Source organism: Sphingomonas melonis (assembly GCF_013409985.1).
In the GTDB taxonomy this organism is placed as follows: Bacteria; Pseudomonadota; Alphaproteobacteria; order Sphingomonadales; family Sphingomonadaceae; genus Sphingomonas; species Sphingomonas melonis_A.
Map to the genome: position 1 here is coordinate 1,351,332 of NZ_JACCBY010000001.1, position 17,520 is coordinate 1,368,851.

Genomic DNA, 17,520 nt, shown 5'->3' on the forward strand with positions numbered 1-17,520 from the left:
CTGACGGGTAAGAGGAGGCAACCGACCGAGCCTCGTCACCGCAGCCATATGCGAGAGTCCCCCCCGCGGAAGAATCAGATCCAGCTCGTCAGCCACATCCACCGGTGGAACGACCCCGGCCCGCGCAGCGCGGCGGCGGACAGGATCGGGTAGAAGTGGATGAACAGCACCGCGCTCGCGGCAAGGAACGCCTCGTCCCAATAGCGCAGCCGTATCCGCCAGTGATCGAAGGCCGCGGCGATGACCAACGCCAGCCAGATGCTGGACAGATAGTAATAATAATAGAAACCCAAAGACTTGGGGATCAGCGCCCACATCGCGACGCTGGCGATCCAGAGCAAAGCGACGCCGCCGGTGCGCGCGTCGCCGTCGCGCACCCACGCCGCCAGCCCGGCGACCGCCGCGACCAGCCCGCCCCACATCACCACCGGATTGCCGAGCAGCAGGATGCCGCGCTGCGCGCCATCCGCCGGCTCGTAGAAATACCAGATCGGCCGCCAGTCGAACGGCCACGTCCACCAGCGCGACTGATAGGTGTGCGGCGGCAGCACCTGCGTCTGTTGGCGATACATATCGAGCTGGAACGGGAGCAGCCGCGCGACCGTCAGCGGCTGGTCGGCGTAGAGGAAGGCGGGCCAGAAGGTCGCGCAATAGGCGAGCATCGCCACCCCGCCGAGCAGGACGAGGGCAACGACCGGATGCAGGCCCGGCCAGAGGTCCGGCCGCCGCCAGCGCACGACCAGATAGGTCGCGCCGGCAAAGCCGAGATACGGCAGCGCCGTCCATTTCGTCCCCACCGCGAGGCCGAGCAGCAACGCGCCGAGCAGCCACCGCCACCATAGCGCCGCGCCGCGCGCGCGCATCGCCCACAACAGGGCGGCCAGTCCGGTGACAACGAACGCCGCCATGAACCCGTCGAGCATCGCGATCCGCGCCTGCACGAAGACGGTGAAGTTGAGCAGCGTCAGCACCGCGCCGATGCTCGCCGTGCGCACCCGGCCGAAAAGCAGCCAGAGGATCGCGAACACCCCCATCACGACAGCGCTCGCCGCCACCGTCGACAGCGCGCGCCAGCCGAGCGGGCCGTCGCCGAAGATCATCATCCCGAGCGCGATCAGCGTCTTGCCGAGCAACGGATGCTCGATGTTCACCGGCCCGACCAGTCCGCGCAGCATCCGCGCCGCGGGGACGTAATGGACCTCGTCGAAGACGAGCACGTGCGGCGTGGTCAGCCGCCAGCAGAACAGCAACTGCGCGACGAGGCCGATGGCGAGCGCGGCGGGCAGGGGGCGGGAGGGGAGGCGCACCGCGGCCTTGTCTCCGGCGGGAGGCGGCTTGGCAAGACCAACGCCTCCCCCGCAAGGGCGGGGCTGTCGCATACCGAGCGCGCCGCGCTCCCGCCCACCCCGTCACCCCGCCCACCCGTCACCCCGCCCCCCCCGTCACCCCGGAACGAGTCCGGGGTGACGGATCTGATGAGGAAGCCGATCGAACCCCATTCCCGCAGCGATCTGCGATTGCTCAGTACGCAAGGGAAAGGGGACCGCCCGGCGCCAGCCCAGGGAACGGGTGGAGCTCCATAGCGCCACGCGCGCGCCGCGTTCCCCGCCCACCCCGTCACCCCGGACTTGTTCCGGGGTCCACTCCGCGGCGAGGAGAAGGGCGTGTTTCGACGCCATGCTCTTGCGGCTGGGTGGACCCCGGAACGAGTCCGGGGTGACGGATCTGATGAGGAAGCCGATCGAACCCCATCCCCGCAGCGATCTGCGATTGCTCCATGCGCAAGGGAAAGGGGCCGTTCGGTGCCAGCCGAAGGAAAGGGTGAAGCTCCATAGCGCAACGCCCGCGCCGCGTTCCCCGCCCACCCCGTTACCCCGCCCACCCCGTCACCCCGGACTTGTTCCGGGGTCCACTCCGCGGCGAGGAGGAGGGCATGTTTCGACGCCATGCTCTTGCGGCTGGGTGGACCCCGGAACGAGTCCGGGTGACGAGTCTGATGAGGAAGCCGTTCGATCCTCATTCCCGCTCCCATACGCGATTGCTCGGTACGCAAGGGGGCGGCGCCAGCCCAATGGTGGAGGGGAGGAGAGGATGGAGCCCCATAGCGCAACCCCTGCTCCCGCCCCCCGTCACGGCTTCGCCGCGCCACCGCGCCGCGCCAGTCATGCCCCCATCACCACCCCGAACGATCGACGCCATCCGACCCGCCACGCCGCTCCCAGGAAGGCGCAGGACGCCCGCAACGCTTGCACCGCCTGCACCCGTGCGGCTAAGCGCATCGCATGAAGCGCAAGGCAGGACAGGACCGCTCGATCACCGCCAACTGGCGTCCGGCGACGCTCGCCATCCGCGGCGGCACCGCACGCAGCGAATATGGCGAGACCAGCGAGGCGCTGTTCCTCACCTCGGGCTATACCTACGACAAGGCGGCCGATGCCGCGGCGCGCTTCGCGGGCGAGCAGGAGGGGATGACCTATTCCCGCCTGCAGAACCCGACCGTCGAGATGCTGGAGCACCGCATCGCGCTGCTCGAAGGCGCCGAGGCGTGCCGCACGATGGCGAGCGGCATGGCGGCGATGACCGCGGTGCTGCTCTGCCAGTTGCAGGCGGGCGATCACCTCGTCGGCGGCCGCGCCGCCTTCGGCTCGTGCCGCTGGCTGACCGATACGTTGCTGCCCAAGTTCGGCATCGCGACGACCATCGTCGATGCGCGCGATCCGCAGCAGTTCCTCGACGCGGTGCGGCCCGAGACCAAGGTCTTCTTCTTCGAGACCCCCGCCAATCCGACGATGGACGTCGTCGATCTGCGCGCGGTCTGCGGCATCGCGCGCGAACGCGGCATCATCAGCGTCGTCGACAATGCCTTCGCCACCGCGGCGTTGCAGCGGCCGATGGACTTCGGCGCGGATGTGACCGCCTATTCGGCGACCAAGATGATGGACGGGCAGGGCCGCGTGCTCGCCGGCGCGGTCTGCGGCAGCAAGGATTTCATCGACAACACCCTGCTGCCCTTCACCCGCAACACCGGCCCGACGCTGTCGCCGTTCAATGCCTGGGTGGTGCTCAAGGGGCTGGAGACGCTCGACCTGCGCATCCAGCGCCAGTCGCAGAGCGCGATCACCGTCGGCCGCTTCCTCGAAGGCCGCGTGCCGCGCATCCTCCACCCCGGCCTGCCCAGCCATCCGCAGCACGATCTGGCGATGAGCCAGATGTCGGCGACCGGCCCGATCTTCGCCTTCGAGGTCGCCGATCGGGCGCAGGCGCATGGCCTGCTCGACGCGCTGGCGCTGATCGATATCTCCAACAACATCGGCGATTCGCGCTCGCTGATGACGCACCCCGCCTCGACCACCCATGCCGGGGTCGCCGAGGACAAGCGGATCGAGATGGGGATCAGCGAGGGCATGCTGCGCCTCAACGTCGGGCTCGAGGATCCGCAGGATCTGATCGACGATCTCGACCAGGCGCTGCGACAGGTCGGCCTATGAAGCAATTCTTCCCGCATGCCGCGACCACCGATGGGGTGACCGTGCGCGTCGCGGTGAGCTATCTGCCCGAACAGTCCGAACCGCGCCGCGGCCGTTGGTTCTGGGCCTATCATATCCGGATCGAGAACGACTCGGCGCGGTCGGTGCAATTGCTGACCCGCCACTGGGTGATCATCGACGGCCGCGGCGCGCGCCACTCGGTCGAGGGCGAGGGCGTCGTCGGCGAGCAGCCGCTGATCGCGCCGGGCGCGAGCTTCGACTATGTCTCGGGCTGCCCGTTGCAGACGCCGAGCGGCGCGATGCAGGGCAGCTATCGCATGATCGACGAGGACGGCGCCTGTTTCGACGCGACGATCCCCAAGTTCGCGCTGTTCGCCTCGGCGGTCGATTCGTGAAGCGCACGCACCTGCCGCTCAACGGGCTGCGCGTGCTCGATGCCGCGGCGCGCCATCTCAGTTTCACCCGCGCGGCCGACGAGCTGGCGGTGACGCCTGCCGCCGTGGGCCAGCAGATCCGCGCGCTGGAGGATACGCTGGGCGTCGTGCTGTTCCGGCGCACCACGCGCGGGCTGGAATTGACGCCAGAGGCGGAGGCGGGGCTCGGCGCGCTGCGCGACGGCTTCCTCCAGTTCGAGGAGGCGGTCCGCGCGATGCAGGCGGGCCAGTCGTCCAAGTCGCTGACCATCGCCGCGCCGCGCGACCTCACGGAGAAATGGCTGATGCCGCGGCTTGCCGAGGTGGCGCAGCGCGACGGCGAACTGCGGTTCGTGTTGATCGCCGCGGATGACGCGGTCGATTTCACCGAGGCGAATCTGGACCTCGCGATCCGCTGGGGCGAGGGGCCGGGCGAGCACGAGGGCGAGGCGCTCGAGTCCGAAGGCATGGTGACGATCGCGGCACCGGGTGCGGCCGAGACGCTGATATCGTGGCCGGGATGCCCCGGCGGCGAGGGGCATGCGCTGGTCCGCGTCGCCGATGCCGGGCTGGCGATCGACGCGGCGGTCGCCGGGCTTGGGCGGGCGACCGTGTCGGAACTGCTCGCGGCGCGCGATATCGCCAGTGGCAAGGTCGCGGTGGTCGGCGATCCGCAGCCGTCGCGCTTCGGCTATTGGCTGGTCGCGCCGCTGCCGCAATGGCGGCAGGCGAAGGTGCGGGCGCTGGTCGACGCGCTGACCGGGTGAGCGGCACGCCGACGCCGACGCCGACGCTGACGACGGAGCGGCTGACGTTGCGGCCGTTGACGCCGGACGACGCCGACGCGCTGTTCCCGTCGATGGCGGACCCGGTGGTGATGCGCTGGTGGTCGCGCGGCCCGTTCGGCTCGGTCGAGGAATTGCGCGCGCATTTCGCCGACATGGGGCCGGGCGACCGGGTCTGGGCGGCGGTATTGCGCGGCGAGGCGGCGGCGGTCGGCTTCGTCTATGTCGGCGAGAAGCGACCGCGCGTCAGCGAGATCGGGTATCTCTTCGCGCAGCGGCTATGGGGCAGCGGCATCGCACGCGAGGCGGTGCGCGCGGTGATCGCGCAGGTGTTCGGCGAGGGAACGCGCCGCATCTTCGCCGATATCGATCCCGAGGCGGTGGCCTCGGCGCGGCTGCTCGAACGGATCGGCTTCACCTGCGAAGGCCGGCTGCGCGAGGAATGGGAGACGCATATCGGCGTGCGCGACACGCTGATCTACGCGATGCTGCGCCGCGAGTGGCGCGCCTGAGCCTGTGCTAGCGACGGCCGGCGGGATCAGGCCCGGGCGATCAGCCCCAATGCGCGTGTTACCAGGGCGGCGAGGCGCGGTTCGTCGACCGCGCCATCCGCACGGTGCCAGCTCGCGCAGATTGCATACCAGCGGCCGTTCCTGGCCTGTGCCAGCACGTTGAGCGCGATGACGCCCGGTTCGGAGCCGCCCTTGAAGCCGACATAGGCGAAGCGGGCGGTGGTGGCCGGATCGACGCCGTGGTTGATCGACAGGATGTCGCGCACCACCGGTCCCGCGTCGCGGAGATGGGCGAGCAGCCGGGCGGTGTCGCGCGGCGCGGCGAACCATTCGACCGTCTCGCTGGCGAGCGGGCCGGAGGAGAACATCAGCGGGTCGAGCCGCGCGGCGGCGATCCGGCCGTCCTCGGCGGCGAGCAATGCACGGCGGCCGGCGGCGTCGGCCTTCCCCCAGGCGGCGGTGAGCGCGGGATCGGCCTTGATCGCAAAGGCTTCGCGGGTGGTCAGCACCGGGCCGGCGGCGCCGAACCGCGCCGCCATCGCATCCACCTCGCGGCGGCCGAGCAGGCGGAGCAGCGTGTCGGTGGCGGTGTTGTCGCTGATCGAGATCATCAGCGTCGCCAGCGTCTGGAGCGTCACCGGTGATGCCGCGGGCCAGGTCTGGAGGATGCCCGAGGGCAGCGACGGCGGTCCGATCGGGACGACATCGGTCCAGTGCCGCGTGCCGGCCGCGACCTGCCGCGCCGCCTCGGCCAGGATCCACAGCTTGAACGCCGAGCCGAGCGGGGCGGGTGCATCGCCGCGGGCCTCGATCTGCGCCACCGGCTGCGCCCCGTCGAGCGCATAGACGCCGAAATGGACGATCCCGGGCAGCGCACCGAGGTCGTCCTGCACCCTCCCCAACGTATCACCCCGCACTTCCGCACCGGTGATGCGTAGGCCGGCGATGGCGTGCGGCGCGGCGGGATCGACCGCGAGGTGCAGCGTCGCGGTGCCGCGGTCATAGGCGATCACCGCCGTCGCCGCCCAGCGACCGACGGGATCGAGGCTGGCGATCCGCCGCGGCTCGCCGAGCGTTATGCGCAGCTGGGCGCTGAGCGCGGTCCATTGCGCGGCGGGCACCGCCTGGCGGAAAGCGGAAGTGAACAATGTGGCATAGCCAGGCTGGCCGGCGAGCACTGGGACCAGCGCACTGACGGCAGCGCGTACGGCGGGATCGGCAGTCGCGGCAGCCGCGGAAGCGGGCGGGGTTTGGGCGTGGGCTGAAAGCGGCGTGAACGCGAGCAGCGCCGAGACCGCCAGCGCGATCAGTTCTTGAGCTTCCAGCCTCGCTTGAGCAGCTGATAGCATAACACCCCCAGGACGATGTCCACCGCGAGAATCGCGATGCTGCCGACCATGATGGGCGAATCGGCGGTGCCGAGGAAGCCGTAACGGAAGCCCGAAATGATGTAGAAGAACGGATTGGCGTGGCTGAAGGCGCGGAAGGCGGGGGCGAGCCGGTCGACCGAGTAGAAGGTGCCCGACAGCAGCGACAGCGGCGCGATGACGAAATTGGTCACCGCCGCGGCGTGATCGAATTTCTCTGCCCAGATCGAGGTCAGCACGCCGAGGAACGACAGGAAGGCGGCACCGAGCAAACCGAACCACAGGATCGCCAGCGGATGCGATGGCGTGACGTGGACGCCGGGATAGAGTGCCATCGCGCACCAGCAGATGAAGCCGACGATAAACGCCCGCGTCATCGCCCCGCCGACCAGCGCGGCGAGCAATTCCGCCGTCGACAGAGGCGGTTGCAGGTAATCGACGATCGTCCCCTGGATCTTGCCGACGAGCAGCGAGAAGCTGGCGTTGGCGAAGGCGGGCCCCATCATCCCCTGGCTGATGATCAGCCCCGGCGCGATGAAATCGGCGAACGGAACGGTGACGCCGCCGACCTGGACCGGACTTTTCGCGCCGGTCGCGATCGTGAAGACGATCAGGAACAGCAAGGTGGTGATCGACGGTGCCCACACGGTCTGGAGGTGGACCTTGAAGAACCGGCGCACCTCCTTCACATAGAGGGTCTTCAGGCCGCCCCAGTTTACGTTCCGGATGACCGGGACACCGGGTGCGGACCGGATTGCCGATTGGATCTCGCCGATTGGGGGCTGGCTGCTCATGGCCCAAGCGGGTAACCGCAGCGGCAGCCGCCCGCAACCCGGCGCAAGAGTAAGGAACGTGATAATGTCCTGGACCGACGAGCGGATCGACACGCTCAAGACGATGTGGGAGGCGGGGCAGACCGCCAGCCAGATCGCCGAGGCGCTGGGCGGCGTCAGCCGCAACGCGGTGATCGGCAAGGCGCATCGCCTTGGCCTGCAGTCGCGCCCGTCGCCGGTGAAGCCGAATGAGCCGGCCGCTGCCGCTGCCGCCCCCGCGCCGGCACCCGTGGTGCCGCTGCCCGAGCCCGAGCCGGAACTCGCACCGGTGGTCGCCGCGCCGCCCGCTCCGCCGCGCCCCGCGCCCGAGCCCGCGCCGGTCGTCGCCGCCGAGTCGGACGACGATGAGGACGAGGAGATCGAGGACGAGGCCGACGAGGAGGATGAGGTCGTCGCCGCGCCGAAGCGCGAGCCGCAGCCGATCCTGCGCTCGGTGGGGCCGGGCGGCTTCGTCCGCCAGTCGCCCGGCGAGCAGCAGCCGCCCTCGACGCCCGCGCCGCCGCGCCGGCTGGTGCCCGCCAAGCCCTCGCCCGAGATCGCGGGCAAGACGACCTTGCTCGATCTCAACGACCGGATCTGCAAATGGCCGCTCGGCCATCCGGGCGAGCCCGACTTCCACTTCTGCGGCGAGAAGGTGAACCCCGGTTTCCCGTATTGCGTCGCGCATTGCGGTCACGCCTATCAGGCGCAGCTGCCGCGCCGCGACCGCCGTCCGCCGCCGCCGCTGCCGTTCGGCGGCCCGCGCGTACGCTGATCGTGCGATCCGATGTGATGGAGGTCGCTCCCCGCGAGGGGGCGGCCTTTTTCATTGATGGCAGGCCTTGTGGCCAGCGGGGCGCTGCCGGGTCCGAGGTGATGAGCTCCGCGAAGGACCGTCACACCGGGCCGCAAGGGCAGGCTTCCCCCGGGTCGGTTTCGGTCGGCGCGGCGCGCACCCCGGAACAGGTCCGAGAGCTCTGCGGAGGTCCGCGTCGCCGGTAAAGCAAGACAGTGCTCCTGCGAATGCAGGAGCCCAGAGACAAGCAAGACAACGTCTTATAGCGCTCGGGACTTCTGGGCTCCTGCTTTCGCAGGAGCACTGGGGCAGGTGCGCAGCGGTCTCGAACAGGTCCGGGGATCACGCGTGGCGGGGCGATGAGTTTCCCGGCCCTTGGGGCGCGGCTGCGCAACGCGTTTTCCGCTGCCGACCGTTCGGCCGGGTTTTCGCGTGAGTCCGAGGGACATTCATCCTGTCGGGCGACATGGACAACAGGGACACCATACCGGCAACGATCCACTTCGATCGTTTCCGAAACGGTGACGATCGCGGTGCGCCGATGAGAAAGAGCCTCGCCGCGGGGATATGTGCGCACCATAGGACAGCCGCCGAACGATCGCGTTCCACCTCGCTCACAGACAAAAGGGGCCGGCTTCCTGCGAAGCTGGCCCCTTCGCCCATCCGGCGTAAGCGCTGCGCCTAGAAGCGGAAGGCCGCGGTGGCGCGCAGCGAGTGCCAGCGGAACTTCTCGTCCGAGCGGCGGAAGTCGGTCGTCGTGCCGCCGACGACGAACGGATTGCCCAGCGGCGCGCTGCCCTGCGACACGCGGACGCGGGCGTCGTCGTCGTTATACTGGTGGAAGGTGTATTCCATGCCGACCGAGACATGCTCGCCAATCTTCTGTTCGATGCCGCCACCGCCGACGATGCCGAACTGCTTGCGCTTGCCGAACTGGGCGAAGGCATTCTGCGCGTTGGTCGTGGTGAAGCTGCGGTCGATATTGGCATAGCCGGGGCCGAAGGTGCCGTAGAACAGGGTTGTGCCGGGCGCATAGCCGACGCGGCCGCGGATGCTCGCCTCCCACTTCACGTCGCGGGTCATCACGTAATTCGCCGGCGTGGTGGAGAAGCCGCTGACGCTGTCGCTGATCTCGGTCTTGCCGAATTCGCCGAGCGCGCCGACGACGATGTTGCCGACCTGCGAATCCATGCCGATGCGACCGTAATAGGACCAGCCGTCCTTGTCGTTGGCACAGCCGCCGGGCAGCGGCGTGCGGCCGCGGGCACGGCCGTTGCAGAAGCCCTGCGAGAAGGCGTTGCTGCCGTTCGCGATCACCGTGTCGCCGAAGCTGCCGTTCGACCCGCGGTCGAACAGGATCGTCGATCCGGTATCGTTGGGCTGGACATCATAGCCGCCCGCGGCGGCGACATAGACGCCCGTGAACGGCGCGGGATCGCCGGTTTCCTGTGCCTGGGCGGCGGTGGCGAGGGTGACGGCGGCGAAAGCGCCGAGCAGCAGGGTGGTACGCATGATCTCTCCCAAAGTGTTGCGCTCGCAGGAACGTACTGGATGCCACTGATATGCATCAGTTTTTCGATTCACATTCACTGTGGCTTTGATGCATCGGTCGAGCAATCGAGGAGCAACAATCGGCACGGCCGCCGCCGCGGTCCGGCGCTGGCATCGGCGGCGATGTTCCCTTATGGTTCCCGGCAATGGCCCAAGACCTTTTCGCGTCCTCCGCGACGCCCGATACGAGTTACGACGCCTCTTCGATCGAGGTACTGGAGGGGCTCGAACCCGTCCGCCGCCGCCCCGGCATGTATGTCGGCGGCACCGACGAGCGCGCGCTGCACCATCTCGCCGCCGAAGTGCTCGACAATGCGATGGACGAGGCGGTCGCCGGCCATGCGACGCGGATCGAGGTGACGCTGGAGCCGGGCAACCGGCTGACGATCACCGACAACGGCCGCGGCATTCCGGTCGACCCGCACCCCAAGTTCCCCGACAAGAGCGCGCTGGAAGTAATCCTGTCGACGCTCCATTCGGGCGGCAAGTTCGCCGGCAAGGCCTATGCGACCAGTGGCGGCCTGCACGGCGTCGGCGTGTCGGTGGTCAATGCGCTCTCGTCGGACACGTTGGTCGAGGTGGCGCGCGAACGGCAGCTCTACCGCCAGCGGTTCAGCCGCGGCGTGACGCAGGGGCCGCTGGAGCATGTCGGCGCGGCGCCCAACCGGCGCGGCACCTCGGTCGCCTTCACCCCCGATACCGAGATCTTCGGGCCGGAACTGGCGTTCAAGCCCAAGCGGCTCTACCAGCTCGCCCGGTCGAAGGCGTATCTGTTCGCCGGCGTCGAGATCCGCTGGCATTGCGCGCCCGAGCTGGTCGAGGGGACCGACACGCCCGCCGAGGCGGTGTTCCAGTTTCCCGGCGGCCTTGCCGATCACCTCAAGGAACAGGTCGGCAGCCGCGAGTGCGCGACGACCGACTTCTTCGCGGGCAATCAGGACTTTCCCAACGCGCAGGGGCGCGTCGAATGGGCGGTCGCCTGGCCGCTGTGGAGCGACGGCAGCTATAGCTGGTATTGCAACACGATCCCGACGCCTGATGGCGGTACGCACGAACAGGGGCTGCGCCAGGCGCTGGTGCGTGGCTTGCGCGCGTTCGGCGAGCTGGTCCACCAGAAGAAGGCCAAGGAGATCACCGCAGACGACGTGATGGTCGGCAGCGAGCTGATGCTCAGCGTCTTCATCCGCGATCCGCAGTTCCAGAGCCAGACCAAGGACCGCCTCACCAGTCCGGAGGCGGCGGGGCTGGTCGAAAAGGCGGTGCGCGACCATTTCGACCATTGGCTCGGCCACAATATGGACCGCGGCAAGGCGCTGCTCGGCTATGTCCTCGAACGGATGGACGAGCGGCTGCGCCGCAAGCAGGAGCGCGAGGTCAAGCGCAAGACCGCGACCAGCGCGCGCAAGCTGCGCCTGCCCGGCAAGCTGACCGATTGCGCCAGTGACGGCAACGAGGGCACCGAACTGTTCATCGTCGAGGGCGATTCGGCAGGCGGCTCGGCGAAACAGGCGCGCGATCGCAAGACGCAGGCGATCCTGCCGATCCGCGGCAAGATCCTCAACGTCGCGAGCGCGACCAGCGCCAAGATCGTCGCCAATCAGGAAATCGCCGACCTGGTCCAGGCGCTGGGCTGCGGCACGCGCAAGGAGTGCGACGCGAGCCAGCTCCGCTACGAACGCGTCGTCATCATGACCGACGCCGACGTCGACGGCGCGCATATCGCGACCTTGCTGATGACCTTCTTCTTTCAGGAGATGCCCGACCTGGTGCGGCGCGGCCATTTGTATCTGGCGCAGCCGCCGCTCTACCGGCTGACGGTCGGCGCGAAGTCGCTGTATGCGCGCGACGATGCGCATCGCGCCGAGCTGGAGAAGACCGCGTTCAAGGGCAAGAAGGTCGAGGTGGCGCGGTTCAAGGGACTGGGCGAGATGAACCCCGGCCAGCTTCGCGAGACGACGATGGATCCGAAGACGCGTGGCATGATCCGCATCACCCTGCCGCAGGAATATGAGGAGCGCGCCGGGGTGAAGGATCTGGTCGACCGGCTGATGGGCAACAATCCGGCGCATCGCTTCGCCTTCATCCAGGAGAATGCGGCGCGGCTGGACGAAGAGGCGATCGACGCCTGATCGCCGCCACCTCGCTCAGCGCGCGTCGCGGTCGTCGGCGTCGCGGTCGTCGAGGCAGGTGCCGGGCGTGGTGCTGAGCAGGTGGATCGTCTCGTCCTCCTCGAGGACGATGAAGCCGATGTCTTCGAGGGCCAGCTTGAGGTGGATGCGGGTGAGGTGATCCCCTTCCTCGAAGGCGAAGACGGCGTCGGCGGGATCAATCATCCGCGTCCAACTCCATCCGATTATGCCCGTTCCACCCGGTAAGCGCTTAAATAGGTTAAATAAGACGAACCGTTACACTCAGAGTGGCGGCCATTGCGGCGGGGCCGGGAGCTGCCGCGCCTGCATGCGTCCGTGCAAGAAGCCGGCATGCCAGGCGGCGCGGACCAGCACCGCGCGAAAGTCGAACGGGCAGTCGCGCGCGGTGCCGTCGACGCCGGACAGCCGCCCATCCTCGAACGCGACCTCCAGTGCGGCGGGATCGTCGGGATGGGGCGCGTGCGGGATCGCTCAGCCGCGCGTCGCGCCGGGGTGGAAGGTGCGCGGATCGGCCGCCGCTTCGGCGGTGTCGGGCGTGTCGAACAGATGTTCAAGCATCGCCGCCATCGCCGCATAGCCCTTGCCGGTCAGGCGCACGCGGACGCGGCGATGATCGGTCGGATCGGGGCGGCGGGAGAGCAGCCCGGCCTCCTGCAACCGGTCGATGCGGCGCATCGCGCTGGTCGTGCTCTCGCCCGACATCAAGGTGAGATCCTTGATATAGAGGCGTTCGCCGGTGCCGGCGGCGATGAACAGGTCGATCATCATGTCCCAGGCGGGATCGACGAGCAGGTCGCGCGGCAGGAAGTGGCTCATCCGGGACCGCAGCTGGCGCGCCTGGCGGGCGCGGGCGAGCAGCGTCGGCGTGAACGGCGTGGCATCGGCGCCGTCGACCGGGGTGGCGCCGGCGAAGGCGGCGTGGTCGAGGGGCGGGCTCATCGTTCGCGCAGTGCCTCCTGCGCACGGTTGAGGGGTTTGAGCAGATATTGCAGCACGGTCTTGCTGCCGGTGTGGATGTCGACCGTGGCGACCATGCCGGGGGTGATCGGGAAGCGACGCCCGGCCGCGTTGGTCAGCGAGTCCGACCTGGTGCGCACGAAAACACGGTAATAGAGCACGTCGGGCTTCACCTCGTCGCGGATCGTATCGGGGGAGATGGTGGTGACGACGCCGTCGAGGCCGCCGTAGATCGAGTAATCATAAGCGGTGACCTTGACCTTGGCGGCCTGACCGGGGCGGATGAAGGCGATGTCGCGCGGCTGGATGCGTGCCTCGATCAGCAGGCGGTCGTCGAGCGGGACGATCTCCATGACCTTGCCGTTGGGCGGGATGACGCCGCCGATCGTCGAAACCTCGATATTCTTGACGACGCCGCGCACCGGCGAGCGCAGCGTGAGGCGACTCAGCGTGTCGGAGCGGCCGCGGATCACCGGGCCGAGCGTGTCGACCTGTTCCATCACCTTGGCGAGATCCTGCCGCGCCTCGACCATATATTGCGAGCGCAGGTCGGCCTTCTTGAGTTCGAGGTCGGCGCGCTGGCGTTGCAGGCGCAGCACCTCGACGTTGCTCGCCGCGCCGACGGTGATCAGCGACTGGCCGATCGAGACCTCGCGGCCGATCAGCGCGAGGCTCTGGTCGATCAGCGCGACCGAGGATTGCAGGCTGCGGCGGCGGGTCTCGTAGAGGCTGGTCTCGGCGGCCTTGAGGTCGGGGAAACGGTCGAGCTCGGGCGAGAAGCGCAAGGGGGTGCCGTTCGCCTCGGCCTGCAGCCGGCCGGCGCTGGCGAGCGCGGCGCGATATTTGGCGGCGCTCTCCTCGACGGTCGAGCCGGCCTGGGTGGGATCGAGTTGCGCGAGCAACTGGCCCGGCTTGACGATATCGTCCTGCCGGACGAGCATCCTGGCGAGGATGCCGCCCTCCAGCGATTGCAGCACTTGTTCGCGGCTGGTCGGCACGACGCGCGCCTCGCCGGTCGCGACCTCGTCGAGGCTGGCGAACCACGCCCAGCCGAGCGCGGCGACGAACAGCGCGGCGAGCAGCCAGATCAGCCGGGTCGCGGTGATGCGCGCGGCCTCGCCGTCGTCGCCGAACAGATGGTCGTCGTCGGCGGTGATGCTGGTCATGCCGCTGCACTCCGGGTGCCACGCATCGTGGCGAGGATCTGGTCGCGCGGGCCGTCGAGGATGACGCTGCCCTGATCGATGACGATGATGCGGTCGACGATGTCGAGCATCCGCATCCGGTGGGTAGCGACGATGATGGTGCGGTCCCGGCTCCACGCGCCGAGCTGCTGGATGAAATGGCGTTCGGTCGCCTCGTCCATCGCCGCGGTGGGTTCGTCGAGCAGCGCGACCATCGGCTGGCGGAGCAGCAGTCGCGCGAGCAGCAGCGCCTGCACCTGTCCGCCGGACAGGCCGCGCCCGCCCTCCTGCACGACATGGCCAAGGCCGTCGCGCAGCCGGCGCAGCATCGCGTCGGCGCCGACCATGGCGAGCGCGGCCATGATCTCGCTATCCGAGGCGGCGGGCGCGCCGAGCGTCAGGTTCTCGCGCAGCGTGCCGTGGAACAGGCGGCTCGACTGGGTGAGCAGCGCGACGTCGCGGCGGACGTCGGCGGGGTCGATCTGGTGCAGCGCGAGGCCGTCGAGCAGCACCTCTCCCGACACCGGTTGCAACATGCCCGACAGGCCCTGGAGCAGCGTCGACTTGCCGGCGCCGTTGCGGCCGAGCAGCGCGATCCGGTCGCCCGCGGCGATCTCCAGATTGGCGATGCTGAGCGCGGGCGGCGCGTTGGGATCGGCATAGGTGAACACCGCCGAGCGCAAGGCGAAGGCGCCGGTGACCGCGGGCAGCGGGATGCGGTGGTCGGCGTCGGCGCTGTCGACGGGCAGCGCCATGATCTGGTTGAGGCTGCCCATCGCGACCTTCGCGTGCTGCCAGCGGCCGAGCAATTGCGTCACCTGCGCCATCGGCGCCATCATCCGCGAGCCGAGGATCGAGGTGGCGACGAGCACGCCGGTGGTGATGCTGCCCGCAATGACGAGCGGCGCGCCGACGAAGATGATCGCGGCATAGACGCCGTTCTGCACGCTCTGCGTCCACACCGACAGGCCGTTGGTGAGGCCGCGCAGCCGCAATTGCGCCTCGCCGGCGACGGCATTGTAGTGGTTCCACTGCTGGTGGAAGCGCTCCTCGGCCTGGAGCGCCTTGATGTCCTCGATGCCCTGCACCGCCTCGACCAGCATCGCGTTGCGCAGCGAGGATTCGCGCATCGATTCCGTCGCGAGCATGCGCAGCCGGCGCTGGGCGAGCAGGCCGGGCAGCAGCAGCAGCACGAGCGCGACGAGCGGCACCAGCGCGAGCAGGCCGCCGATATACCAGAGCAGGCCGAGGAACATCAGGAAGAAGGGCAGGTCGGCGACGGTGGCGATCGTCGTCGAGGTGAGCATGTCGCGGACCTGGTCGAGGTCGCGGAGCTGGGCGATGAAGGTGCCGGTCGAGGGCGGGCGCGACTGGTTGCGGACGCGCAGCGCATGGCCGAAGACGCGGTCGGAGATGCGCAGGTCGGCGCGCTTGCCGAGCACGTCGACGATGTTGGTGCGCAGCCGCCGCAGCGCGAAGTCGAAGCCGATCGCGACCAGCACGCCGACGAACAGGATGGTCAGCGTCGGGATCGACGCCGCCGGCACGACGCGGTCGTAGACCTGCATCGAGAACAGCACGCCGGCGAGGCCGAGCAGGTTGGTGACCACCGAGGCGACCATGACATGGCCGTAGGCGGGCGCGTCGCGCATCAGGATCTGGCGCAGCCAGTGATCCTCGAACGGGCGGATATAGGTGTCGACCCGCGCATCCGGCGAGGAGCGCACCGGCCGCGGCACGACGAAGCCGGTGGCGGCGGCGCGCAGCTCGGCGAGCGGCAGGCGGGTCTGGCCGCCGCGATCGCCGGGCAGCACCAGCCGGGCGTGATCGTCCCCGTCGATGCCGTCGATCAGCGCGATCTCGCCATCGGCGAGGCGGACGATCATCGGCAGCCGCCAGCCGCTGAGCGTGACCGCCTGCGGGGTCGCGAAACGGACGGTGAGGCCGGTGGCGCGGGCGAGCGCCAGGATGCGCGCGTCCTCGTCGCCGCCGAGATCCCATTGCGCGGCGAGGCGAGCGCGCTGTTCGGAGACGGGCAGGCGATAGTGGCGGGCGACGCGGCCGAGCAGTTCGAGCCATCCGTCGACGGTTCCCGGCGGCGCCGGAGCGCGCGCGGCGGTCACAGCGTCACCCCGCGCACCGACGTGCCCGACAGGCCGAAGGCGTCGCGCATCCTGCCCGACACGTAGAGGCAGTCGATCTGCAACCGGCGCAAGTTCTGCGTGGTATTGACCGCGTCGAAGCGCACCTGTTGCAGTTCCTGTTCTGCATTGAGCAGATCGACCAAGGTGCGGGTTCCCATTTCGAGATATTGGATGCGGTAGAGCCGGCCGGTCTCGCGCATATTGTCCTCGCGCGAGGCGAGCGTGGTGACGAGGCGCGAGAGGCTGTCGATCTGCTGCTGCGCCTCGGCGAGCTGCTGGCTGCTCTCGTTGCGGACGCGGCGCGCGCTCGCCTCGGCGGCGTCGAGCCGGTAGGCGGCGCTGCGCACGCGCGCCTTGGTGAGGCCGCCGGCGAAGATGTTGCTCGTGACGCGCAGGCCGAAATTGTAGATGCTGCGGTCGCCGAACGGCGAGCCGATGTCGGTCGAGGCGTCGCCGCCGAGCGAGAGGGTCGGCAGGCGGTCGGCGCGGCTGCGGCGCAGATTGGCGGCGGCGCGCTCCGCCTCGGCATCGGCGGCGGCGACCGCGGGAACGGCCCGCCACGCCGGGGCGGGGCCGGCGCAGCCGCGCATCAGCCAGTCGGGCACGTCGGCGGAGACGCCGGCGGGCGCCGGGCGGCCGAGCAGGAAGGCGAGGTTGCTGGTCCAGCGCCGCTCCTCCGCCTCGACCTGGGTCAGGCTGGCCTGCGCCGCCTCGACCCGCGCCTGCGCCTGCAGCGCGTCGGAGCGGGTGGCGGCGCCCATCGTCGCGCGCTGGCCGACGAGTTCGCTGATCTGGCGGATGCGCTCGGCCTGGTCGCGGGCGATGGCGCGCTGCGCGGTGGCGCGTTGCAGCTCGATCACCGCATAAGCCGTGTCGCGGATCAGCGTGTCGACGGCGAGCAGCATCTCGGCGCGGCTGGCGCGGGTGCCGGCGCGGGCGGCGGCGACATCGCTCGACACCTTGCCGAAATCGTAGAGCATCTGCGACGCGCCGAACTGCGGCCGCGGCCGCCACGTGCCCGACACGCGGCTGTCATAGCCGCTGCCGATGCCGGCGCTGACCGTCGGCAGATAGCCGGCGCGCGCCGCCGCGACGTCTTCGCCCGCCGCGGCGAGCGTGCCCGCCGCCTCGATCACCGACGGATGCCAGGCGACGGCATCGCGCGCGGCGGTTTCGAGCGTGACGGGACCAGGCGCGTCGGCGGCCATGCCGCTGCCGCACAGCGTGGCGGTCATCACCACGCCCGTCGCGACCAACATCCTGGGTAACCGTCGTCGAAAACGCATTGCAATCGGGTCCTCTCTTGCCGCGCAAAAGAGGCCCGGTTGCTTAACAAAGAGTAGATTTCACCCTTTTGCCAT

15 protein-coding genes are annotated in these 17,520 nt (G+C 69.4%); 6 read left to right on the forward strand and 9 right to left on the reverse strand.

The genetic code is table 11. The features are described from left to right. Window positions 1–74: 74 nt before the first annotated feature. Window positions 75–1,307 carry a phospholipid carrier-dependent glycosyltransferase gene (locus HD841_RS06515; protein ID WP_373562939.1) on the reverse strand — a complete coding sequence of 411 codons (1,233 nt, stop codon included), beginning with the start codon at window positions 1,305–1,307 and terminating at the stop codon, window positions 75–77. Between the two features lie 975 nt (window positions 1,308–2,282). On the opposite strand from HD841_RS06515, the gene HD841_RS06520 reads away from it, so the two are divergent. The 4 genes from HD841_RS06520 to HD841_RS06535 are packed head-to-tail and all read left to right on the forward strand — an operon-like array spanning window position 2,283 to window position 5,198. Next, entirely contained in the window at window positions 2,283–3,488 is a 1,206-nt protein-coding gene (locus tag HD841_RS06520) for a trans-sulfuration enzyme family protein (RefSeq protein ID WP_179507988.1), read from the forward strand. Continuing rightward, on the forward strand, window positions 3,485–3,883 hold the full coding sequence (apaG, locus tag HD841_RS06525; protein ID WP_179507989.1) for a Co2+/Mg2+ efflux protein ApaG: 399 nt from the start codon (window positions 3,485–3,487) through the stop codon (window positions 3,881–3,883). Before HD841_RS06520 ends, apaG begins: the two co-directional genes overlap by 4 nt. Continuing rightward, window positions 3,880–4,668: a LysR family transcriptional regulator gene (locus tag HD841_RS06530; RefSeq protein WP_179507990.1), complete on the forward strand. Its 789-nt coding sequence runs from the start codon at window positions 3,880–3,882 to the stop codon at window positions 4,666–4,668. Before apaG ends, HD841_RS06530 begins: the two co-directional genes overlap by 4 nt. Next, window positions 4,665–5,198, forward strand: a complete 534-nt coding sequence (locus HD841_RS06535) for a GNAT family N-acetyltransferase (RefSeq protein WP_373562940.1) — start codon at window positions 4,665–4,667, stop codon at window positions 5,196–5,198. Before HD841_RS06530 ends, HD841_RS06535 begins: the two co-directional genes overlap by 4 nt. Before the next feature lie 26 nt (window positions 5,199–5,224). On the opposite strand, the gene HD841_RS06540 is transcribed toward HD841_RS06535, so the two are convergent. Beyond that, a complete protein-coding gene (locus HD841_RS06540; protein ID WP_179507992.1) occupies window positions 5,225–6,547 on the reverse strand; it encodes a serine hydrolase in 1,323 nt (440 codons plus the stop codon). After that, entirely contained in the window at window positions 6,505–7,359 is an 855-nt protein-coding gene (locus tag HD841_RS06545; RefSeq protein WP_179507993.1) for an ABC transporter permease, read from the reverse strand. Before HD841_RS06545 ends, HD841_RS06540 begins: the two co-directional genes overlap by 43 nt. Before the next feature lie 64 nt (window positions 7,360–7,423). On the opposite strand from HD841_RS06545, the gene HD841_RS06550 reads away from it, so the two are divergent. Beyond that, a complete protein-coding gene (locus HD841_RS06550) occupies window positions 7,424–8,152 on the forward strand; it encodes a GcrA family cell cycle regulator (protein WP_179507994.1) in 729 nt (242 codons plus the stop codon). 702 nt (window positions 8,153–8,854) lie between these two features. On the opposite strand, the gene HD841_RS06555 is transcribed toward HD841_RS06550, so the two are convergent. Further along, entirely contained in the window at window positions 8,855–9,685 is an 831-nt protein-coding gene (locus HD841_RS06555) for an outer membrane protein (protein WP_179507995.1), read from the reverse strand. 185 nt (window positions 9,686–9,870) lie between these two features. On the opposite strand from HD841_RS06555, the gene parE reads away from it, so the two are divergent. Beyond that, window positions 9,871–11,853: a DNA topoisomerase IV subunit B gene (gene parE / locus HD841_RS06560; RefSeq protein ID WP_179507996.1), complete on the forward strand. Its 1,983-nt coding sequence runs from the start codon at window positions 9,871–9,873 to the stop codon at window positions 11,851–11,853. A gap of 15 nt (window positions 11,854–11,868) precedes the next feature. Here the strand turns inward: parE and HD841_RS06565 are convergent, their stop codons facing one another. The 5 genes from HD841_RS06565 to HD841_RS06585 all read right to left on the reverse strand — a co-directional run bounded on the left by HD841_RS06565 (window position 11,869) and on the right by HD841_RS06585 (window position 17,418). Then, window positions 11,869–12,057, reverse strand: coding sequence for a hypothetical protein (locus HD841_RS06565; protein ID WP_179507997.1), 189 nt, complete (start codon window positions 12,055–12,057; stop codon window positions 11,869–11,871). Window positions 12,058–12,345: 288 nt separating this feature from the next. Beyond that, a complete protein-coding gene (locus HD841_RS06570) occupies window positions 12,346–12,813 on the reverse strand; it encodes a MarR family winged helix-turn-helix transcriptional regulator (RefSeq protein WP_179507998.1) in 468 nt (155 codons plus the stop codon). After that, window positions 12,810–13,997, reverse strand: coding sequence for an HlyD family efflux transporter periplasmic adaptor subunit (locus tag HD841_RS06575; protein ID WP_179507999.1), 1,188 nt, complete (start codon window positions 13,995–13,997; stop codon window positions 12,810–12,812). The genes HD841_RS06570 and HD841_RS06575 overlap by 4 nt, the downstream gene beginning before the upstream one ends. Continuing rightward, window positions 13,994–16,138 (reverse strand): type I secretion system permease/ATPase, encoded by a 2,145-nt coding sequence (locus HD841_RS06580; protein WP_179508000.1) that lies wholly within the window; start codon window positions 16,136–16,138, stop codon window positions 13,994–13,996. Before HD841_RS06580 ends, HD841_RS06575 begins: the two co-directional genes overlap by 4 nt. Beyond that, window positions 16,135–17,418, reverse strand: a complete 1,284-nt coding sequence (locus tag HD841_RS06585) for a TolC family protein (RefSeq protein WP_257015265.1) — start codon at window positions 17,416–17,418, stop codon at window positions 16,135–16,137. Before HD841_RS06585 ends, HD841_RS06580 begins: the two co-directional genes overlap by 4 nt. Window positions 17,419–17,520: the final 102 nt, after the last annotated feature.